This window comes from Amycolatopsis sp., from assembly GCF_036008905.1.
Lineage (GTDB): Bacteria > Actinomycetota > Actinomycetes > Mycobacteriales > Pseudonocardiaceae > Amycolatopsis.
This window is the reverse complement of the sequence record NZ_DASYMU010000080.1, coordinates 1-21,123: the sequence shown is the minus strand read 5'-3', so window position 1 is coordinate 21,123 and position 21,123 is coordinate 1. Positions and strand designations below refer to the sequence as shown.

Sequence of the window (21,123 nt, the reverse complement as noted above, 5' to 3'; positions counted from 1 at the left end):
CATAAACCGTCATCATTGATTCTCTCTCGGAGTAGCGCCGACCTCGCGGCGCAAGATCGAGCGGAAGTTCGAGCGGAAGTTCGCCGACGTGCCGAAGCCGGTGGCCGCGGCGATGCGTTCGACAGCCCAGTCGGAGGTTTCGAGGAGCCGGCGGGCGCTGAGGATCCGGTGGCTGTCGACCCAGCGCATCGGGGACATCCCGGTCTCGTGCTCGAGTTGGCGGATGAACGTGCGGCGCGGCAGGTTGCTGCGTTCGGCCATCCGCTGCACCGTGATCGGCTCGCCGATGTGCTCCATGACCCAGCTGCGTGTGGCGGACAGGTTCGCGCGCGGCACGGTGAGCACGTCGACGTACTGCGGCTGATCCCCACCGCGGGCGGGAGAGGCGACCACGTCCTTGCCCGCTTCGTGGGCGGCAGCTTCGCCGAAGTCGCCGCGGATCAGGTGGAGGCACGCGTCGATTCCCGCGCCCGCACCCGCGGACGTGAGGATCTTCCCGTCCTCGACGAACAACTGGTTCTCGACCACACGCACCTCCGGTCAGCTGGCGCACGACGGCGAACAGCTCGTAGCGCCCGCGCCCGTGGACGAGAATGGCGCGGTCACGGTCTTTTCCGCCAGGGAGGAGCAGCAGCTCGTGGAGATCAAGCTCATCGCCCGGGTCTGACCCGTCCACGCGTGACCCCCACCGGAAGCGTGAACCGCCCCGGGTTCGGTAGAGACTCGTTGTTGGGGTCAGGCGACCAGACTGGACCGCCCCGGAGTTGATGGAGGACGACGAACCGATGTGCATGCACACGGTGACGTTCGTTTCCTCACAGGCCTGAAAGAACGGCTCCCAGACTCCGGAGTGGATGCTGCCGAAGCCGAGTGCGTTGGGGTTCTCGCTGAAGGCGACGGCATGCGCGCCCCGCGCGGCGTTACGGCGGATCTCGTCGGCGGCAAGCTGCGGGTCCCACAGCGGCACCATGATCAGCTGCAGCAACCGGGCCGGGTCGGCGCCGCACCAGTCGTCGTGCATCCAGTCGTTGTAGGCCTTGACGCACAACAGGCCGAGTTCCTTGTCGGCCGTCTCGCTGAACTCCTGCCCGCAGAACCGCGACATCTGCGGGAAGCACAGCGACGCCTCGGTGTGGTTACGGTCCATGTCGGCCAGCCGCGCCACGGGATCGTAGACACCCTTGCGGACGTCTTCCAGCGCGATGGCGTTGAGGTCCATCTCGTCCCGGTCGAGCCCGGCGGCGGCGATGTTCCGGCGAATGGGCTTGACCACGTCACCGAAACCCAGACGTCGGTCTCCGGGCCATTGTCGTCGTCGTCGGTGACGAATGCACCCCGGTCCCATCGCGTCTCGCCGACGCGCTTGCGCTCGTAGTGCGGAGCTTGTTCGGCGTATTTCGTCGGCAGGCGATCCGTCCACACGGTAGGCGGTTCGAGCACGTGGTCGTCGACGGAGACGAACCGGGGGAGGTCATCGGAATGTGCCACGGGCACTCCCTCAGGGCTTGACACACCGAGATCCCTTCATCGCGAAACTCAAGTCGACCCGACGTTAGGAAGGCCTCATTACCCCGGTGGTTACCGGCGGGCTCCAGGACGTGCCATCTAACGCATGCTGGGCGCGTTATAGTTGGGGAATGCATCGCCGGGCTCGTTCAGCGGAAGCCAAGGTCCGCCGCGCCGAAGATCTTCTCGACGCCGCGCGCACCCTCGCGACCGAGCGCGGCGGCGTCCGCCACCTCACCCTGGCGAATGTCGCCGAGGTCGCCGGCCTGCACCCGTCCGCCATCCGGCGTTACTTCGAGAGCAAGGAAGAACTGCTGCTGGAACTCGCCGAACGCGGCTGGAACCAGTGGCGCGACGCGATCGCCGCCGAGCTCGCCGGTGCCCACGACCGCACGCCCGCGGAGCTTGCGACCGCCATGGCCCGCACGCTCGCCGCGCTGCCGCTGTTCTGCGACCTGCTCACGCATGTCCCGCTCAGCCTCGAAGGCGAGGTCGAGATCGAGCGCGCGCGGCACTTCAAGACCAGTTCCTTCGCCGCCCACGACGACATCGTCGACACCTTGACCGCGGCCGGCGACCTGACGACCGATCAGGTCCAGGATCTCGTCACCGCGGCGATCGCGCTGACCGCGAACCTCTGGCAGACCTCCCACCCGACGCCGACCCTCGCCAAGCTGTACGCGGAGCACCCCCGCTGGGGCCACGCCGCACTCGATTTCGCACCACGCCTGACCCGGCTGCTCCAGGCCACCGCGGCCGGCCTCGGCCGCCTTTAAGGCACGCGACGTGCGTTAAGTACGCCGAACCGCTATGCTGAAGTTAAGGCAATCAACTTGCGTTAACGGAGGGCCAAATGAAGACGCTCAACCGCCATTTCGTCAACGGCCACCTGGTGGAGGCCCACGGAACCGGCACCTACCCGGTCACCAGCGCGATCACCGGCGAACAGCTAGCCGAAGCGGTCCTGGGTGACGCCACCGACGCCGACCGGGCCGTGCATGCGGCCAAGCAGGCACTGCCCGAGTGGTCGGCCACCACCCTCGACGAGCGGCGTGACTACCTGCAGAAACTCGCCGACTCGTTCAAGGCGCACCGCGACGACATGATCCCGGCGCTCGTCGAGGAGTTCGGCACTCCCCTGTCCACCGCCACCTTCATCGTCGACGAGTCGTCGCAGTGGTTTCTCGACGCCCAGGACCTGCTCACCGACGACACCTTCGTGCGGCACGTGGGACGGGCGACCGTACGTCGCGTGCCGGTCGGCGTCGCCGCGCTGATCACGCCCTGGAACGGGGCCTCCTGGGCCATCGCGATGAAGGCCAGCGTCGCCCTCGCTGCCGGGTGCACCGTGGTGGTCAAGCCCAGTGAACGCGGCATCTGGCAGGCTCAGCCGGTCCTCGACGCGATCGCCGACGCCGGCCTTCCGCCGGGAGTCGTCAACGTCGTGTTCGGCAAGGGCGATCCGGTCGGCGACACCTTGATCACGCACCCCGACGTCGCCAAGATCTCGCTGACCGGCTCTACGAATACCGGCAAGCTCGTCGCGGCGAAGGCCGCGGGCACCCTGAAAAGGATCACCCTCGAACTCGGCGGCAAGTCACCGACGATCATCCTCGACGACGCCGACGCGGCCCGGGCCGTGCCGTTCGCGCTGCAGGCGGGCCTGTTCAACAACGGGCAGGCGTGCGTTGCCGGGACCCGGATCCTCGTCCCGGAATCTCGGGAGGACGAGCTGAAGAAGGCCTTGGCGGAAGCCGTGGACGCGCTCAAGGTCGGCGATCCGCGCGAGGACGGCACCGTCATCGGCCCCGTCCTGGACCGCGACCACTACGACCACATCCAGTCCTACATCCGCGCCGGTATCGAGGAGGGCGGGGAACTGCTGGCCGGCGGCCTCGGGCACCCGCACGGCCTGGAGCACGGCAACTACGTGAAGCCCACGCTGCTGGCCACGACCAACGACCGGACCGTCGCCCGCGAGGAGATCTTCGGACCCGTCCTGTCCGTGATCACCTATCGCGACGAGGACGAGGCCATTAGGATCGCCAACGACACCCCCTACGGCCTGACCGGCTACGTCGCCACCGGCGACGCCGAGCGCGGTGAGCGCGTCGCCCGGCGTATCCAGTCCGGGCGCGTCATGATCAACGAGATCGTCGGCTCACGCGACGCGCCGTTCGGCGGTTTCAAGGAGTCCGGTCTCGGCCGCGAATTCGGTTCCTGGGGCATCGACGCGTTTCTGGAGAACCAGGCGATCTTCGTGTGAGAACCCCGTTGCTCGCCGCGACGCGCGGCGAGCAACGGCTCGGGCGACAGAGTGCCCGTAGTAGTCGCAGGAGTCACGACCTGCCACGGAGGACGGGAAGGCCGTCCGCAGGGCGAAGGGGCACAGGTGATCGGAAACCGCAAGGGCCAGGAGGCATGCGAAATGCAGGCCGCCGAAACGGTACTTGGCATCCTCCGGGAACGCGGCAGGAGAGGACTGCCATGCGAGGAATTGTATCGACAGTTATTCAACCCGCAGATGTATCTGCTGGCCTATGGGCGCATCTACTCCAACCATGGGCCGATGACGCCTGGGGTCACTCAGGAAACCGCGGACAGTGAGCCTTTTTCATCCTGCGGTGGCTTCGTAGTTTTGTAGGACGTGGGCGGCTTTGGCGAGTCGGCCGACGCGACGCGGCCTGACGCGGACTTTGTGCGGGATGCGCCAGTACTTGAGCTGGCGGGCCATGACGGTGATCATGGGCACTGTCGTCGGGTTGACCTTCTTGTCCGGTTTCGGGGACGTGCTCAACCGGACGTTTGACGCTTCGGTGTCCCGGCCTGGGTCGTCCCTTTGGTGGCGCCCGTCGTGGACGGCGTCTTCGTGATCGGCTCGGCCCATCGTGGCCCTGGTGGTGGGGGCCGCCCTAGCGGCGTGGCTGGCCGCCGGGACGGTGGCGGTGCTGGGGCGTACCCGACGTCAGCGGTCTGAGCTGGGTACCACGTCGCGGAGCTGGTTGCGGGTGCTCACCCCGAGTTTGGGGAACGACCGGTAGAGGTGTGAGCTGACGGTCTTGGCGGACAGGAACATCCGCTCGGCGATCTCTCGGTTGGTCAGCCCCGCGGCGGCCAGCCGGACAATCTGGCGCTGCTGGGGAGTGAGTGCCTGCAGCGCGTCAGCCGCCCGGGACACCGCGACGCCGGCCGCGCGCAGTTCCGCCTCGCATCGCTGCACCCACGGCCGGGCGCCGAGGCCGGCGAACGTCTCCAGGGCCTCACGCAGCACGGGGCGCGCCTCGCTGATCCGTCGCCGCCGTCGCAGCCACTCGCCACGCTCGAGCAGCAGCCGCGCCCGCTCGAACGGCCACCGGCCGGTGGCGGGAAGAGCGAGCGCAGCAGCGTGGTGACGCTCGGCCTCCCGGTAGGCCTCCGCGTCGGCAGTCTCGGAACTGGCGAGTAGCGCCCACCCGCGGTGCAGCAGTAGCGCCAACCGGTCCGAGCGGTTGCCGGTGAGGTCGTGTTCGGCGCGGTCGAGCACTTCCGCGGCATCGGCTCGGCGCCCGGTGCGAGCGGCCGCGGCTGCCAGGTCGGCGAGCGCGGTGTACGACACGTGGTGGTGCACCGGAGCGCCGTCGGAGTCGAACAGGGACCGGAACCGCTGGTAGGCCGCCTCGTGGTCGCCGCTGGCCTCGGCCGCGAGGCCCAGTGCGTACCGGGCACGCACCACGATGGCCAGGTTCGCCCGCACGTCGAGCTGCCGCAGCGCCCGCTCACCGAGGTCACGGGCCGCCGCGAGGTCACCGCGGACCGCGAGCACCGAGGCCACAATCGCGTCCGCGCCCGCGGCCACCACCGGCAGCCCAGCGCCCGCCGAGCTGTCCGCGGCGGCGATCCCCAGCGTGTACGCGAGGTCCAGCCGACCGTGTTCGAACGCGGCGACCCCCATCGCGCAGCCGAGTCCCTCTGGTACCGGTCCCTGGACTCGCCAACGCTGCGCAGCCTCGTCGAACAGCCGCAACGCGGTCTGCGTCTCGTCCAGCACCCAGGCCACGGTGGCCAGCGTGGTCAGCGTGGCCGGCCGGGTCCGCCCATCCTCGATCAGCGCGGGCAGCGCGGCCATCAGCTCGCCGCGGTGCCGGTACGGGTCGGTGAGCGCCAGCGTCCACGCCCACGCAGCGGTGTGCGGTGGTTGTGCCGCGTGCAGCAGCCGCACGGTCTCGGCGCGCTGCGCGGGATCGCCGGAGTAGTAGGCGACCAACGCCGCGGTGGCCAGCAACTCCGACGCGGTTTCGAGTCCCGCGGACGGCACCGCGTCGGTGAGAGTAGCGAACGCGGCCGGGTAGCGGTGTTCCAGGGTGAGCGCCTGCCCAGTGCGCAGCTCCACCTCGGCACGCATGGCTGGGTCGCGGGTCAGCGCGGGCACGTCGGCGAGCAGTTCCAGTGCCCACGCCGACTGGCCGGCCAGCAGCGCCGCGCCCGCGGCGAGCACCAGCCTCAGCGCCCGCGACTCGGGTGCGGGGCTGAGATCGGCCGCGCGGTGCAGCGCTTTCGCCGCCGCGACGTACCCGCCGCGCTTGCCCGCGCGGTCCGCGGTGGCCTGCAGCCCTGCGGCGATCTGCTCGTCGGGCAGCAGCGTCGCCGCGGCCAAGTGCCAGGCATGGCGGTCCGGCAGCGCGTGCGATGCGGCGGCGAGGTCGCGATGCGCTGCGCGCCGGTCCTCCGCGGTGGCTGCTTGGTACACGGCGGAGGCGGCAACCGGATGGCGGAACAGCACCCGTTCCGCAGCGACCTGTACCAGGTCGGCCTCGATCGCGGCGGTCCAGTCCACCGGGTCGACCGCAACGGCGGCCAGCGCGGGATCCGCAGCGGCAAGCAAAAGAGCGCGCCTGGTCTGCGGGGGCAACGCCCCGATCCGTGCGGTGAACAGCCGGGCGATCCGCTCGGCGACCGGCAACGGGCCGTCGGAGGGGGCACCCGCCGCGTACATCCTGGCCAGCTCCACCAGCGCCAGCGGGTTGCCGGCCGCCTGCGCGAGCAGCCGCACCCGGTCCCGCCCGGTGGGCGGGTACGGCTGGGTGTCCAGCAGCAGCCCAGCCGCCACGCCGTCCAGCGGCCCGAGCTCAAGCACCGGGTGATCGCGGTCCAGCCCGGCGCCGAGCGGTAGCGTCCTGGTGCCGAGCAGCAGGGTCACCGGGACCCTGCCGAGCCGACGGGCCGCGAACCCGAGCGCGTCGAGCGAGGCACTGTCGATCCATTGGGCGTCGTCCACTACCAGCAGCAGCGGGCGCCGCGCGGCCAGCTCGGTGAGCAGGGTCAGCACGCCGAGGCCGAGCAGCATCAAGTCCGGCGTCTGCGGCGCGTCGGCGAGGCCGACCGCGCCGCGCAGCATGTCCCGTTGCCGCACCGGCAGCGCGGCAACCTCGGTCCGAAGTGGGCCGACGAGCTGGTGCAGGCCGGCGAACGCCCATCGCGCCTCGCCCGCCGCGCCGGCCAGCCGCAGCACCCGGGTACCTGCCGTGGCGGCATGCGCGGCGGTCGCGTCGAGCAGGGCCGTCTTACCGGAGCCAGCGATCCCGGACAGCACGAGCACCTTCCCGGTGTCCCCGGGCGAATCGACCAGCGCGCGCAGCGCGGCCCACTCGACATCCCTGCCTTCCATCCCGTAACGCTAGCCCGGCCGGTCGATGCAGTCATGTTTCCGATACCCGGCGACCCACGGTCTTCACACACTTGTCCAATGACAAACACAATGACATTCGGTGACGTCGAGGTTATCCGCGTCCCGGAGTGGAGTGGTGCCTTCGTGCCCGGCTTGGACTTCGTGCCGGACAGCGGCGAGCAGGACTGGAAGCGCAACGGGGACTGGCTGGCCCCCGAGCACTGGGAAATGGACAGTGGCATCGCACTGGTCGCCATGCAGGTGTGGGTGCTGCGCAGCGAGGGCCGGACCATCCTGGTCGACACCGGGATGGGCAACGACAAACCGCGGCCGGTACCGGTGATGGACCACCGCAGCGGCGATTTCCTCGACCGGCTGGCCAAGGCGGGCGTGCGCCCGGAGGACGTGGATGTCGTGGTCAACACCCACGTGCACGCCGACCACGTCGGCTGGAACACCCGGCTGGTTGACGACGAGTGGGTGCCGACCTTCCCGAACGCCACCTATCTGATCCCCAAGGCGGACTTCGAGTTCTTCCACCCGGACGCGGTTGCCCGCAATTCGAAGATGCCGGAGGTGCATGCCAACCTGTTCGAGGACAGCGTCGCACCGGTCCACCAGGCAGGACAGGCCACCCTGTTCGAAGGCGAGGTTGCCATCGACGGCAATCTGCGGCTGGTGCCCGCACCCGGGCACACTCCCGGCTCCACCGTGCTGCGCCTGGAGTCGGGCGAGGACCGCGCGGTGTTCGTCGGCGACCTGCTGCATTCCCCCATTCAGATGGTCGAGCCCGAGTACAACAGCTGCTTCTGCGAGGATGCCGAGATGGCGCGCATTTCGCGGCGGCGGGTGCTCGGCTGGGCGGCGGACAACACCGCGCTGGTGGTGCCCGCGCACCTGCGTGGGGCGGGTGGTGCCGTGGTGGCACGGTCCGGTGCGAAGTTCAGCATCACGGCGTGGGCGCCGTTTGAGAACGTGCAGCGGGAGGACTGAGACTGATGCCGCAGCCAGTGGTGCGAACGACGGCGGGCGCGGTCGCCGGCACAGCGGCCGGTCCGGCCGTGGTGTTCCGCGGCGTCCCGTACGCGGCGGGTCCGGTGGGCGCGGAGCGGTTCGCCGCGCCCCTGCCGCCGCCCCACTGGGACGGGGTGCGCGATGCGAGCGAGCCGAGCCCGACCGCGCCGGCTCCCGAGCGCGGCCGGTTCGGCGCGCTGGACCTGAGCCCGGTCATCGGCCCCGGGTGGCGGCCGGGCCGTGATTACCTCACCGCCACAGTCTGGACCCCGGACCCAGGCACTGGCGGACTTCCGGTGCTGGTGTTCGTGCACGGCGGCGGTTTCCTCGCCGGCTCGGCCGGCGCGCCGGTGCACGACGGCAGTGCCTTCGCTAGAGACGGTGTGGTGCAGGTGGCGCTGAACTATCGGCTCGGCGTGCCGGGCTGGCTGCACCTGCCGGGGGCACCGGCCAACCGCGGGCTGCTCGACGTGTTGGCCGGGCTGGCCTGGGTGCGGGAGAACATCGCCGCGTTCGGCGGCGACCCGGACAATGTCACCGTCGCCGGACAGTCCGCCGGCGCGATCATCACCGGCGCGGTGCTGGCCACCGCGCCGCGCGGCCTGGTGCGGCGGGTGGTGTCGCAGAGCGGCAGTGGGCTTGCCGGGTTCAGCATCGAGCAGGCCAGCGCCACCACCGCGGCGCTGGCCGCCGAACTCGGCGTCCCGCCCACCGTCGCGGGTTTCGCCGACGTCTCGGACGAGCGCCTGATCGCGGCGCTACCCGCAGTCATGGGCACCACCGGCAACACCCACCCGCTCGCGGCCATCACCCCGTTCAGCCTGGTCAGCGGCACAGAGTCGCTGCCGGGGCAACCGAGTGAACTGGTCGCCGCGGGCGCGGGCGAAGACGTGACCTTGCTGATCGGCACCAACCGCGACGAGGCCAATCTGTATCTTGTCCCCACCGGGCTGCCCACCACGGACGGAGCCGCGATGACCGCTCGCATTTTCGGCACCGGCACCGCCGCGCTGGCCGACGCCCACGCCTCGGCAACATACCGATACGAGTTCGCCTGGCGCTCCCCGGCGTTCGGCGGCCAGCTGGGCTCAGCACACTGCATGGAGCTACCGTTCGTCTTCGACCGCACCGGGTTGCCCGCGCTGCGTGGCCCCGAGGCGCTCCTCGGGCTCGGTGCCGCCGAACCACCAGCCGCGCTGGCCGAGCGGATGCATCGCGCCTGGGTACGGTTCGCCGCAAGCGGTGATCCCGGTTGGCCGCCGTACGGACCTGATCGACACATCGAGGTGCTGCGCTCATCTGAGCGCGCACATACTCATTGATTGAGCTGTCCGGCGGCCCATGTGCCGAGAGTACGGCTCCCGCACCAAGGCGCCGGCCTTTGATGCTCGACTGGTGAACCGCGCACGACGATACGGAAGACACCGCACGTGAACCACAGCTACACCGTGTTCCTCGGGCTCGATGTCGGCAAAGGCGAGCACCACGCCGTCGGCCTGGACCCGACGGGCAAGCGGCTGCACGACGCGCCGCTGCCCAACACCGAGCCAAAACTGCGGGCGATGTTCGACAAACTTGCCACTCACGGACCGGTCCTGGTCGTAGTCGACCAGCCCGCGACCATCGGCGCCCTGCCAGTCGCGGTGGCCCGAGCCTGTGGGCACGAGGTGGCCTACCTGCCAGGCTTGGCGATGCGCAGGATCGCCGATCTCTACCCGGGCGACGCCAAGACCGACGCTCGTGACGCCTACATCATCGCCGACGCCGCCCGCACCCTGCCGCACACGCTGCGCCAGATCAACGTCGATGACGACGCACTGGCCGAACTGGACGTCCTCATCGGCTACGACGACGTCCTCGGCCCCAAAGCCACCCACCTCGCCGTCCTGGAAATCCTGTCCCGTTGCGGCGGACCCATCGGAATCCGCAAAGCCGGCCGCCGCAAACTGTCCTCCATCGCGACCACACTCGCGCCACGCATGGGCGCCGAATTAGTCGAGGACATCCTCGCCGCGCTCGACGAACAGACCGTCGTGGTCCCCGGAACCGCCGCCGCCGACACCGTCCTCCCCAGACTCGCAGACAGCCTGAAAAGTGTTCTGCTGCAACGGAAAACGTCGCCTCTGAGGTCGAGGAGATCCTTGACGCACACCCTCTTGCGCGGGTCCTGACCTCGATGCCCGGCATCGGAGTCAGGACCGCGGCCCGCATCCTCCTCGAGATCGGTGACGCGTCGGCGTTCACGTCGGCCGGGCACCTCGCCGCCTACGCCGGGATCGCCCCGGTCACCCACCGCTCCGGCACCAGCATCCGCGGCGACGTGTACCACTCGCCCCTGCCGCGTGGCAGCAGGTCGAGCACGTTCCACGGCAATGCCTACGCGAGCCATTGACCCTCCAGGCGGGCTTGTGCTTCAGAGCCGCTCGGCCAGGTATTCCAGCCACTGGAGCCGTCTGCCACCCCGTACCGCAGGCGCCTGCGTGCCGCTGTCGTTCATGGGTACTCCTTGGGTTGCTGTCTCCCGGGCCCGGTTCGCCAAGTCGGTCGACCCGGGCCGAGGCAGGGCGCTCGACACGCGGACCGGGTCAGACGCCCGCGGCCTCGCGCAGGGCCGGTGCCAGCTCCGACCAGGCCTCCCACGGCACGTCCTCGCGCCGGGCGGTGAGCACCTGGATACACACATGATCAGCCCCAGCATCCCAGTGCTCACGCGCCTTCGCACTGATCTGCTCGACATCACCCCACGCCACGAGCCCATCGACCAAGCGGTCACTGACCTCGCTGATATCGGCCTCGCTGAACCCGGTCCGCACCAGGTTGCGCGTGTAGTTCGGCAGCTGCATGTACAGCGCCAAACCGGACCGGGCAATCTCCCGCGCCTCCCCGGGATCAGCACTGAACACAACCATGAGCTCAGGGGCCAGCAACGCATCGGGCCCGAGCACCTCCCGCGCGATCCGTGTATGTTCCGGTCCGGTCAGATACGGATGTGCCCCAAGCGAACGGGCCCCCGCAAGCTCCAACATCCGAGGCCCCAACGCCGCCACCATCCGCCGGTCACCCGGCACCGGCGTCGGCGCCGCGTCCAGCGCATCAAGATACTCCCGAAGCACCGTCAATGGCTTCGCATACGTCCGCCCGGTCGCCTCGACCAGGACCCCATGGCTCGCACCCAAACCCAACAACAATCGATCAGGATGACGCGACGCCGCCTTGGTGTACCACCGGGCCGTATCGGCAGCCTCGTGCATCCATACGTTCAGCACACCCGTCGCGACAACCATCCGCTCGGTCGCCCCCAGGACAACATCGACGTCCCCGAACAGATCGCCACCCGAGCCGCCGGGCACCCAGGCCGTCTTGTAGCCGTCGGCCTCCACGCTGGCAGCGACATCAGCGATCTTCCCCGAGTCGCGATCACGAAATTGCGGGGCCCACACCCCAACCTTGCCGATATCCATGCCGGGCACAATAGGCTAACAGTGTTGGATATGTCCACGAGCAATGAGCTCCCGCGTCGCACGGACGCGGCTACGGCGACACCGCTGCCGCGCGGGGGCCTTGGCGCAGAAGGAAAGTCGCGTGCCGACGCCCGGCGGGATGGGCTGTTCCTGCTCACAGACGCCGCGCCGGCCTCACCCGGGCGTAGCACCCACGCAGGGAAGCCCCGAGGGGGTGCGGCCGGTGTACACCAACTCTTCGCGAGGCGGTTCGACCGCAGCACTCGGCCTCACAGGCCGGCGCGCTGAATGCGTTCTTGACAACAAAATCCAGCGCCGATAGATTATTCACGCAAATGCACGCGGTCCGCTCGACGAACGGCGGCCGCGGCGAACGCGGTTCATCCACACGCCTAACCGGGAGGATGACGTGCGAAGACAATGGTGTCTCGGACGCGAAAGAGAACCACGCGCTCTGTGCCGCGCGGAACGGCCCAGGAAGGGGCCTTAGCCTGCCACCGGGCATGCGAGATCGGACTTGGCTTAGCGCCGTCAAGGTGCTCGTCTCCCCGGTCGTTACCTGCGCACGCAGGTCTTCGCTCTGTGATGGTTGAGCCCGGCCGGCGGGAGTCCATATGCAACTGGCGCCACCTACGATGGGACTTCCTCGCGTGATGCGGCGAGGCCGACTCGCTGCCGCGAATCCCGTCCGGCACTAACCGCCCTCGCTCCCTTCGACCGCGGCTTGCGCGTCGACGAGCACCACCAATCGAGGTTGATCGGCCGATTCGTCGACGTCGAGATCGCCACATGTGTGAACCTGCCACATGTGTGAACCTTTGTTCTGCCGCCCACAGCAGGCCGCGAATCTCTATGAAGGGTGACCGAATGCCCAACCTTTACGGAAAGACAATTCTTGTGACGGGCGCGGGCGGCGGCATCGGTGCGGCCACGGCGCGAGCGCTCGCGGAGGCGAATGCACGGCTGGTTCTTGCCGACATCAATGAGTCGGCCGCCGAGGAGATCGCGTCCGAGATCAGGTCGGGCGGCGGCGATGCCCTCGCGTGCCGCGTAGATGTGGTCGACGAGGCCAGTGTCGCGAAGGTTGTCGCTCTGGCGCTCGATCACTATGGCGCCCTGAATGGAAGTTGTGTCGTTGCAGGGATCGGTCCGGCTCGCAAGCAGGTCCACGAGATGCCTCTTGACGAGTGGAGCCGGGTTATCGCCGTCAATCTCACCGGCGCGTTTCTGTCGCTGAAGCACTCTCTCGCGGCGATGGTTCCGCGGAAAAGTGGGTCGATCGTCGTGGTGGCATCAACGGCGTCTGTGCTGGGAACTGCAGGCGGTAGTGACTACTGCGCATCCAAGTCGGGACTCCTCGGCCTCCTTCGATCGGCGAGCATCGAGAACGCACAACGCGGCATCAGGATCAATGGCGTGCTCCCCGGGGCAACCAGCACTCCCCTCTTCGAAGGCGGGCTCTCCGAGGAGCACATCAGGAGGGTCGCGGCCGAGCATCCGATGGGCCGACTCGGCCAACCAGTGGAGATTGCGCGGGCGATGCGGTGGCTCCTTTCCGACGAGGCGTCGTTCGTCACCGGCGCGTGCTTCGCGATCGATGGTGGAAGAATGGCCATCTAAAGGCGCACTGTAAGCGACCCTTTTCGGGGAAATTCAGCCCATTATCACACAGGTCTAAGGAGCGATTTCGATGACCGATCCGTTCTACAACGAAACCATTCCGCCGGGCGTATCGGCCGACCAGGTGTTCGACTTCAACCTGTTCGCTCCCTGCTTCGGCGACCTCGACCCGTTCGAGTCCGTCTCACGGCTGCACGGTTTGGGGCTGCCGCCGATCTTCTGGACTCGAAACAACGGAGGGCACTGGATCGCGCTTGCCGCAGACGCCATCGACGACGTGGTCGGGGACCCGCATTCCTTCTCCTCCATGGATCCGTTCGTTCCCCCGGAGCACAATTTCGGCGGGCCGCCTTTCGTGCCACTTAACGTCGACCCTCCTGAGCACGCCGGCTACCGCGCAATTGTCGCGCCGATCTTCGCTCCGGCACGGCTGGGCGATATCGAGGCGGAGGTTCGGAGGATGGCTGGCGAATGGATCGACCAGGCGTCCTCCGCTGGAACCTGCGAGTTCATGTACGACTTCGCTGCACGAGTCCCGGTAGGAATTTTCCTCAAGCTCCTCGACTTGCCGGCAGAAGACTTAGACGATCTCCTCAAGATCGGCCGCGCATTCGCTTCTCCTCCGCCTCCGGACGCACCACGTGACGCCGTGATCCAAACTCTGTTCGACTACCTGCGCCCCATCGTGGAGGACCGGGCGGCCTCGCCGCGAGATGATGTGATCAGCAAGGTGACGATGGCCGAGTACCAGGATCGCCGACTCACCATAGATGAGATGGTCGGCATGTGCGCCACCATCGTCTCGGCGGGGATCGACACGACTTCTGCCGCCCTGGGATTCATCTTCGAGTTCCTCGCCCGCTCCACGGAGCATCGGCGAGCACTCGTTGCCGATCCGTCGCTAATATCCGCCGCGACAGAGGAGCTCGTCAGGCGCTTCGGTGCGACGTCGCTCGCCCGCCGCGCCGTTGCTACTGTCGTCGTGCACGGCGCACCCATACGGCCTGAACAGCGCATTCTCTGGATGACCAGCATGTACAACCTCAATCCTGCCCGGTTCGAGCGGCCGATGGAAGTGGAATTCACGCGCCCTCGCAGCGTGCACATGAGCTTCGGCAAGGGTATCCATTCCTGCCTTGGTGCGCGTTTGGCGCGAATTGAGTTGGATGTATTCCTGAAGGAATGGCTAGCCCGCATTCCGGACTTCGAGGTGCTCGACGGGAAGACACCGTTCATCCGGCCAGGACTCTCGATGTCCTATGACTCGCTGCCGTTGGTGTGGTGAGGCAACGTCGAGCTCAGCCGAAGCGCTCCCGGTGAACCGTCAAGAAAGGTAGCTCCATGGATGTCGAAGAGATGGCTGCTCGTCTGAGTATCCTCGACCTGTACGCACAGTACACACATGCGGTCGACAGTCACGATGGCGATCTGTTCGCCGACTGTTTCACGGAAAACGGCTACACCGACATCTCATCGTTCCCCACGGTGGACCATTTGCGCGAGGCAAGTCTTCCGTGGCTCAATTCCGACGGCACGATCCGCGGGTCGCAGCAGCTGAGCTTGGCGGTCAGTGGGGGCGGCCCACAGACTGTTTCACTGCACCACTGCACCATGAACACCTGGGTAAAATCAATTGATGGGGACAAGGCAGAGGGCGCAGCATACTTCGTCGTCTTCGCCAATGACGATGGTGCGGTCGAACATTATGGCGTTTACGAGGACAGCCTGGCTCGGTGCGACGACGGAAAATGGCGGATCGACCGACGGATCGACCGGTGTCTCTACGAAAGGTCCCGAGGGTAGACCAGACTGCCACCCCAACTGCACCATCGCAAGCATTGGCAGTCAGCGCGGGTCCGACGGGAACGGCAGGTAGGAAACTGAACCTGCCATTTATGCAGCAATAGGAATGGAGGCCCTAATGCGGGTGCGTCTTCAGAAGGACCATTGTCAAGGACACGGTCTGTGCGTTGCGGTCAGCCCGGACGTGTTCAAACTCGACTCCGACGACACGGTACCTTCGGTCGCGATCGAGGATGTCGGCCCCGACAGGGAGGCAGAGGTGCTGCTCGCCCGTGACAGCTGCCCCGTGGGGGCGATTCACACCGCCTAGGAAATTTCCACTTCCCGACGTCTGACGCACGATATGTACACTGAAGTGTCTGGCCTCGGCATAGCTGACTGGTCCATCGCTGCGGCGATGTTCCGGGGAGGATCACCTGGTGGGCTGCTTATCGGCCCGACGCAGACGGTCTTCGAGACCGATCTTCAAACAGGTATGAGTGAGCAGCCCGGACCCAGGGCCCCGGCAAAGTGGTCACGTGATCTTGTAGGTGGCGAGCCGGACAGCCGGAGCGCGGTGATCGCGAGGTTTCGCAGGGCGGCCATGACCTGCGGGCCGTGGCCGGTGCGGACTTGTGAGCGGTCCTCGTCGAAGGACACGTCGCGAACCCAGTGCAGTTGGTTCTCGATGGCCCAGTGCCCGCGGATCCAGCGGGCGAGTAGGACCGGGCCCGTGGCCGCGGGATCCGGGCGCCGCGTACGGTCTTGCCGTCGAGCGCGAACACCCGGCGCTGCTCGCGCATCGGTACCCCCGGCTCCGGAGCCCGGGCGGCGGGTTGGGCCATCACCCAGGCCTGAAGCGCGGCCTCCAACGCCGGCCGCGCGCCCAGCGGAAACCTGGATCCGCCGAATAAGGACCACGAATTTCCGGCGCAGGACGACAGGAAGAGGATCCTTGCGCCTGCCGGGACGGAAAGTCCCCCGCGTTGGCCTCAGCACGAGAACCTATCGCTGTTTGAATCTAACCGTCAACGTTGCCGACGGCTGCGTGCCCCAGTGTGGGACGGGTGCGCCTGCCCAACCCACGAAGATCCCTTCCGTGGCATCCACGGACTCCGAGTGCACAAAACAAACGGCGTTTTGATATGCCGGTAGTCGATCACGACGATTGGACGAATCTCATCGACCACCCGCGCTCGGAAGTGGGCAATGCCCTCGGCCACATCGGCCAGCCGCGGGTCGTCGCGGGGCAGCGAGACCAGCTGGCGCACCGGGTCCGAGACCGCTTCGGCACCGCGCGGGCGACGGTTGCCTCCCGGGCATCAGAGCGAGGCGGGGCCGTCACGGGTCCCGTGGATCAGCACGTCCACTCGGGCGGGGGGACGACCCAAACATACGCCGTTTGGTTCGGAAGCCTCCGTTCGACGGCGTGGCCGGCGCGGGCGACGCGCACACCGGCCACGAAACGCGGAACCCACGCCTCAAGCAGTATAGGCACTTGAAATCCAAACACTGTATGGTAATGTGCCCGCAATCCAACGAGGGATCGGAGCAGTCCAGATGACGGACGCGACTGCACGCCACGAAGAGACAGCGCGTAACAGGGAACTGGCGCTGCAGTTCATGGCCGCGAACCATCGGAACGACGCGCCCTTCCCCGACGGCAAGCCGGTGCACGTCATCGGCATCGTGGCGGACGGCGACACCGTGGCCGTCGAGATCGACTCGCCCGCCCGGCACGAGTCGGGCGGGACATACCACCAGTTTATCCACTGGTGTGCTGCGCTTCCGCGACGGCCTCCTGGCCGAGACGAAGGAGTATCTCGACACGCAGCTGGTGGTGGACGTGTCGTGCCGTGGCGGCGAGGTCTTCGTCTGCACCCAGCACTTCATGGGCCACTCCCTGATCCGAATCGACGGCGACCAGGCGCGCGTGCAGACCTACACCCAGAACTGGCACACGGTCCGCACGTTTGCAGGCCGCCACCACGACCTGATCCACGGCGGCCGCTACCTCGACCGATTCGAGAAGCGCGGCTCAGAGTGGCGGGTCGCCGAACAGCTCGTCATGCACGACTCGATCATGGAACAGCCCAGCACGGTCGATCTGTCCCGGCAGAATTCGGGCCTGCTCGGCCAGAACGAGGTGGCCCTCGGCGCGCGCAAACCCGAGGACCCGCCCTACACCTTCCTCGGCAGCCTGCCCGAGGGCGGCTACCTCGGGATCCCCGCCACCTCCTGAGGCCTCCCCTTCGCCCGGATCGCGCGCGGTGCGGCGTTGTACGACCGGCAATCTTCCTGACCGTCTAGTGCGACAAAGGAGTGCGACATGGATGTCACGCCCGCCGCAAAGGACACCGACCCGTCGAGAGGTAGAGCGGCCCGTGCCGCCACGATCGGATCGGTCCTGGAGTACTACGACTTCACCCTGTTCGCCGCCGCGGCGGCGACCGTCTTCCCCAAGGTCTTCTTCCCCGACGCCTCGCCCCTGCTCGCGAGCCTGCAGTCGATCGGGATCTTCTCCATCGCCTACATCGTGCGGCCACTGGCCGGCTGGATCCTGGCGAGCCTGGGGGACCGCAAGGGACGCAGCCGAATCCTCCTCCGCACCCTCATGATCATGGGCGTGGCGACCTTCCTGGTCGGGCTGTTGCCCGGGTACACCGCCATCGGCGCGGCCGCCCCTGTGCTGCTGGTCCTGCTGCGGCTGGCCCAGGGCATCGGGGCTGCCGGGGAGTACAACGGCGCCGTGCTGGTGGCCGTCGAGTTCGCACCGAAGAAGCGCCGCGGGCTCTTCGGCTCCTTCCCCGCCCTGGGCCCCGCGGCGGGCGGCACGCTGGCCAGCCTCGTCATGCTCACTGTGTCGAGCGCGCTGAGCGGGCCCGCCTTCCTCGACTGGGGCTGGCGGATCCCGTTCCTCGCCGGCGGCGTGCTGGCGATCTACGCCTACTGGCTGCGCCGCACGCTCCAGGAGACCCCGGACTTCCGCCGGGCCGAGGCCGCGGGGACCACCTCGCGCACCCCGTTGCGCGACGTCATCCGGAGCCACCCGCGCATCATCGTCGCCATGCTACTGATCTTCCTCACGCTCGGCGGCCACACGAACATGTACCTGGTCTTCGGGCCGTCGTTCGCCGGACGGACCGCAGGCTTCTCCCCCACCATCCTGTTCATCGCCATCGTCGTCGGCTACGGCTCGCAGGTACTGGTCACGCCGTTCTTCGGCTGGCTGTCGGACCAGATCGACCGGCGCATCGTCGTCGGGTCCGGGTTCGTGCTGCTGGTGCTGTTCGCCTACCCGTTCTTCTGGCTCATCCAGCCGGGCTGGCCGCTCGGCATGATGATCGGCGTCGTCCTGACCCAGGGTATCGCCATCTCCGCCATCTTCGCCCCCATCTCCACGCTGATGGCCGAGCGTCTGCCCCCGCAGGTCCGGTTCAGCGGGCTCGCGCTCAGCCGCGAGACGGGCAACGCGATCGGCTCGGCCGTGTTCCCGGTGCTGGCCGTGGTCCTGACCAGCACCGGGGCGACGGACGGGCTGAGTCTGCTCCTGGTCGTGCTCGCGGTGGTCGGGCTGCTCGCGGTGACGGTGATCCCGAGGGCGCAGCCGGAGCCGGACGCGGCGCTGTCCGAGAAGACCGTCGCCGGAACCCGCGAGCCGGAACCGACCGGCTGAGGCCCGCGGCGCGCCGCCGGTGCCGACCAGCGGCGCGCCGCACGTCATGAGAACAGAGTTCAAGGAGGAGGACACGTGGACGACAGGAACGCGCCGGGGAGCGCCCTGCCGGGCAACCGGTCGAGGTCGACACCCACGACTTTCCGGACAAGACCCTGGGCAAGGTCGTGCCCCTACGGGATCTACGACCTGGCCGCCAACACCGGCCGGGTCAACGTCGACACCGATCACGACACCGCCGCGTTCGCAGTGGAATCGGTGCGCCGCTGGTGGAACACCACCGGCCGCGCCACCTACCCGCACGCCCGACGGCTGCTGATCACCGCCGACGCGGGCGGCTCCAATGGCTACCGCATCCGCGCCTGGAAACCGAACTCCCGGCCCTGGCCGCACCGATCGGCCTGGCCATCACCGTCTGCCACTTCCCGCCCGGCACCTCCAAGTGGAACACCATCGAGCACCGGTTGTTCAGCCACATCACGATGAACTGGCGCGGCCGTTTGACCAACCACGAAGTCGTCGTCAACACCATCGCCGCGACCACCACACGGACCGGACTGACCGTCCATTCCGAACTCGACACCGGGCACTACGCCACCGGAATCACCATCAGCGACGCCCAAATGGCCGACCCGCCGATCACCCGCCACGACTGGCACGGCGACTGGAACTACACCCTGCAACCCACGCCATGGCCTCTACGGCCGCCGTGCGTTCTCGCACGAAGTGGCGCTGCTCCTCGCTCCGCTCGTGAAAGACCAGACCTCCGGAGGAGGCATCCGCGCCCAGCACGCCTGGACTTCCGCCCAGATTGTGCGCCTCAAGCACCGCTCGCTGCACGTCGCGATGGGCTGAGCGGTTCAGGACCAGCTCAGCGACCTGCCCGGAAATGGCGTCGGCGTCGGTCAACCGGGATAACACCAACAAGGCGGAGAGGTCGACAACGACCCGACGTCCGTTCGCCGCTATCGCAACGTCGACTTCACCCCGTGCTCTTCGTCGTCAGCGGCAACGGCGACAAGTAGTCCTGCGGCGCGCTGAACCAGTGCCGAGGTATAGCTCCGGCCGGCGGCCACCGCCATTATCCCGGCCGGGTTTTGTCCGCGGGCGATTTCGTCGGCCAGGGCGGCAAGGTTCGGACGATCAGGACGCTGGACAAGCTCCTCAAGTTGCGCGAATAGATCCTCGGGCGAGGTCATGCGCACGATCCGTATCCCGGTAGCGGCCCCATGGGACTCATACAGGATGCCGAGGATCTCAAATGCCTGCCGGTGTAGTTCTCCACGCACGACTGGGCGGTCGTCCGGGATGTCCGGTATCGGATCGTCGCGGTCGTCGGTGTCGCTGTTCGATGCGACTGCATCCTCCGCTGCGGAGCCGCGGATAGCCACAATCAGATGGGACAGCAGGCCCGTCGCGAGCTCGGGGTGTCGGAGTAACGAGACGCCAGCGCGACGGCCTCGGTGGCGGTGTCGTCGTCCCATGCGACGTGGGCCATCGATTGTGCCCACAGTCGGGCTTCGTCCTCGGACTGGATCTGCGGCCGGTGACGGGTGATAGTCGCGGCGGCCCGGGTCTCTCCGGCGTTGGACAATTGAGTTCGAACGAGGTTCCACACAACCCAATCCGGTGGCGGCGTCTGGTATGCAATCGCCGCCGCTGTAATCGACGCTGTTTTAGCCCACTGCCGGGCTGTGGCCGCGAGCTCGGCTCTTCGGCCGGCGAGCTGGATCCGCTCGGGTGCCCTCTCCTCGCTTTGCAAGGCTTCCCGCAAGGCATCTTCCGCTTGCTCGTCAGGCGCCCGTTCGAACAGCAGCAGTGCGGGCACGATCGAGGCCCACAGGCCGGACTGATTGACCGCGGGCAGCTCGGTGGTGTCCAGCGTCTCGATGGCCGGGATGACCAGGACCGGCACGGGGCCCATGTTCTGGGCCAGATGCTCGGAACTGGCGAGTACCCGCTTCTGGGTGCGCTGGCGGCACCTCGAAAGCCTTCATCGAACGCACCTCACTCGCCGGGCGACGATCGGGCAGCGAGGTGGCAGGCTCTGACGCCAGTCAGCACGTCCGTCGCTTCCTCGTCGGTCTACTCGGGGTTTGGTTGAGCTCGAAGCAACTCGGGCATGCGCGCCGGAATGCGGGGCCCGATTGAGTCGATGTGGCTTTGTCGGCGGTGCCCGCCGACGCTGAAGGAATCGGTGACTCGGGTGCTGTTCTTGGGGTTGGCTCGTTCGCCTGGACTGCCGGTGGCTGCAGTGCGGCGGCTGTGGAGGGCTGCGCGTTATGCCCGGCAGATCTGGGTGACGAGTTCGGTCCAGCCCCGCATGAGCCGCTCCTGCCTCCGGCCGGCCGAGGCGGAAGAAAGGTCGTCGGCGGGCAGCTGGAGCATCAGCGGTCCGTCAAGGGCGCCGGTGAGCTGTG

16 protein-coding genes and 5 pseudogenes are annotated in these 21,123 nt (G+C 67.9%); 12 read left to right on the top strand and 9 right to left on the bottom strand.

The genetic code is table 11. The annotated features are described in order from the left end of the window. Positions 1 to 12: 12 nt before the first annotated feature. Both VGP60_RS15150 and VGP60_RS41720 read right to left on the bottom strand, forming a co-directional pair. On the bottom strand, positions 13 to 528 hold the full coding sequence (locus VGP60_RS15150; protein ID WP_327548631.1) for a GlxA family transcriptional regulator: 516 nt from the start codon (positions 526 to 528) through the stop codon (positions 13 to 15). 286 nt (positions 529 to 814) lie between these two features. Then, positions 815 to 1,147 (bottom strand): annotated as a pseudogene (locus VGP60_RS41720) (amidohydrolase family protein); the annotation flags it as partial. Positions 1,148 to 1,637: 490 nt separating this feature from the next. Here VGP60_RS41720 and VGP60_RS15140 point away from each other — a divergent pair. Then, positions 1,638 to 2,282: a TetR family transcriptional regulator gene (locus VGP60_RS15140; protein WP_327548629.1), complete on the top strand. Its 645-nt coding sequence runs from the start codon at positions 1,638 to 1,640 to the stop codon at positions 2,280 to 2,282. A gap of 77 nt (positions 2,283 to 2,359) precedes the next feature. After that, positions 2,360 to 3,772, top strand: a complete 1,413-nt coding sequence (locus VGP60_RS15135) for an aldehyde dehydrogenase family protein (RefSeq protein ID WP_327548628.1) — start codon at positions 2,360 to 2,362, stop codon at positions 3,770 to 3,772. Positions 3,773 to 4,120: 348 nt separating this feature from the next. Here VGP60_RS15135 and VGP60_RS15130 read toward each other — a convergent pair. Next, a pseudogene (locus tag VGP60_RS15130) lies at positions 4,121 to 4,231 on the bottom strand (IS5/IS1182 family transposase); the annotation flags it as partial. Positions 4,232 to 4,471: 240 nt separating this feature from the next. Further along, the gene (locus VGP60_RS15125; RefSeq protein ID WP_327548627.1) at positions 4,472 to 7,150 is read right to left on the bottom strand and encodes a helix-turn-helix transcriptional regulator; all 2,679 of its coding nucleotides are present in this window, start codon (positions 7,148 to 7,150) and stop codon (positions 4,472 to 4,474) included. 78 nt (positions 7,151 to 7,228) lie between these two features. Between VGP60_RS15125 and VGP60_RS15120 the strand changes: the two genes are divergently transcribed. The 3 genes and pseudogenes from VGP60_RS15120 to VGP60_RS15110 all read left to right on the top strand — a co-directional run. Then, positions 7,229 to 8,143: an MBL fold metallo-hydrolase gene (locus tag VGP60_RS15120; protein WP_327548626.1), complete on the top strand. Its 915-nt coding sequence runs from the start codon at positions 7,229 to 7,231 to the stop codon at positions 8,141 to 8,143. A gap of 5 nt (positions 8,144 to 8,148) precedes the next feature. Next, a complete protein-coding gene (locus VGP60_RS15115; RefSeq protein ID WP_327548625.1) occupies positions 8,149 to 9,486 on the top strand; it encodes a carboxylesterase/lipase family protein in 1,338 nt (445 codons plus the stop codon). 108 nt (positions 9,487 to 9,594) lie between these two features. Beyond that, a pseudogene (locus VGP60_RS15110) lies at positions 9,595 to 10,484 on the top strand (IS110 family transposase); the annotation flags it as partial. A gap of 265 nt (positions 10,485 to 10,749) precedes the next feature. On the opposite strand, the gene VGP60_RS15105 reads toward VGP60_RS15110, so the two are convergent. Continuing rightward, positions 10,750 to 11,625 (bottom strand): TIGR03620 family F420-dependent LLM class oxidoreductase, encoded by an 876-nt coding sequence (locus VGP60_RS15105; RefSeq protein ID WP_327548624.1) that lies wholly within the window; start codon positions 11,623 to 11,625, stop codon positions 10,750 to 10,752. Between the two features lie 867 nt (positions 11,626 to 12,492). Between VGP60_RS15105 and VGP60_RS15100 the strand changes: the two genes are divergently transcribed. The 4 genes from VGP60_RS15100 to VGP60_RS41715 all read left to right on the top strand — a co-directional run bounded on the left by VGP60_RS15100 (position 12,493) and on the right by VGP60_RS41715 (position 15,358). Further along, complete coding sequence (locus tag VGP60_RS15100) at positions 12,493 to 13,245, top strand: SDR family NAD(P)-dependent oxidoreductase (protein ID WP_327548623.1); 753 nt, start codon at positions 12,493 to 12,495, stop codon at positions 13,243 to 13,245. Between the two features lie 70 nt (positions 13,246 to 13,315). Further along, the gene (locus tag VGP60_RS15095; RefSeq protein WP_327548622.1) at positions 13,316 to 14,530 is read left to right on the top strand and encodes a cytochrome P450; all 1,215 of its coding nucleotides are present in this window, start codon (positions 13,316 to 13,318) and stop codon (positions 14,528 to 14,530) included. A gap of 56 nt (positions 14,531 to 14,586) precedes the next feature. Next, positions 14,587 to 15,048, top strand: a complete 462-nt coding sequence (locus tag VGP60_RS15090) for a nuclear transport factor 2 family protein (protein WP_327548621.1) — start codon at positions 14,587 to 14,589, stop codon at positions 15,046 to 15,048. 106 nt (positions 15,049 to 15,154) lie between these two features. Continuing rightward, positions 15,155 to 15,358 (top strand): ferredoxin, encoded by a 204-nt coding sequence (locus VGP60_RS41715; protein ID WP_414640350.1) that lies wholly within the window; start codon positions 15,155 to 15,157, stop codon positions 15,356 to 15,358. Positions 15,359 to 15,582: 224 nt separating this feature from the next. On the opposite strand, the pseudogene VGP60_RS41915 reads toward VGP60_RS41715, so the two are convergent. Continuing rightward, positions 15,583 to 15,738: pseudogene (locus tag VGP60_RS41915) on the bottom strand (ISAs1 family transposase); the annotation flags it as partial. Between the two features lie 1,066 nt (positions 15,739 to 16,804). Here VGP60_RS41915 and VGP60_RS15080 point away from each other — a divergent pair. From VGP60_RS15080 to VGP60_RS41710, 3 genes and pseudogenes are all read left to right on the top strand, one after another. Further along, positions 16,805 to 17,269 carry a nuclear transport factor 2 family protein gene (locus VGP60_RS15080; RefSeq protein ID WP_327548620.1) on the top strand — a complete coding sequence of 155 codons (465 nt, stop codon included), beginning with the start codon at positions 16,805 to 16,807 and terminating at the stop codon, positions 17,267 to 17,269. Positions 17,270 to 17,356: 87 nt separating this feature from the next. Further along, a complete protein-coding gene (locus tag VGP60_RS15075; RefSeq protein ID WP_327548619.1) occupies positions 17,357 to 18,703 on the top strand; it encodes an MFS transporter in 1,347 nt (448 codons plus the stop codon). Between the two features lie 101 nt (positions 18,704 to 18,804). Beyond that, positions 18,805 to 19,395, top strand: a pseudogene (locus VGP60_RS41710) (ISAzo13 family transposase); the annotation flags it as partial. Here the strand turns inward: VGP60_RS41710 and VGP60_RS41705 are convergent. Genes VGP60_RS41705 through VGP60_RS15060 form a run of 3 tightly spaced genes read right to left on the bottom strand, consistent with a single transcriptional unit; the run spans position 19,343 to position 20,618 of the window. Beyond that, on the bottom strand, positions 19,343 to 19,624 hold the full coding sequence (locus VGP60_RS41705) for a hypothetical protein (RefSeq protein ID WP_414640354.1): 282 nt from the start codon (positions 19,622 to 19,624) through the stop codon (positions 19,343 to 19,345). The pseudogene VGP60_RS41710 and the gene VGP60_RS41705 overlap by 53 nt on opposite strands. A gap of 44 nt (positions 19,625 to 19,668) precedes the next feature. Beyond that, a complete protein-coding gene (locus VGP60_RS15065) occupies positions 19,669 to 20,094 on the bottom strand; it encodes a hypothetical protein (protein ID WP_327548618.1) in 426 nt (141 codons plus the stop codon). Positions 20,095 to 20,096: 2 nt separating this feature from the next. After that, the gene (locus VGP60_RS15060) at positions 20,097 to 20,618 is read right to left on the bottom strand and encodes a hypothetical protein (RefSeq protein WP_327548617.1); all 522 of its coding nucleotides are present in this window, start codon (positions 20,616 to 20,618) and stop codon (positions 20,097 to 20,099) included. Positions 20,619 to 21,123: the final 505 nt, after the last annotated feature.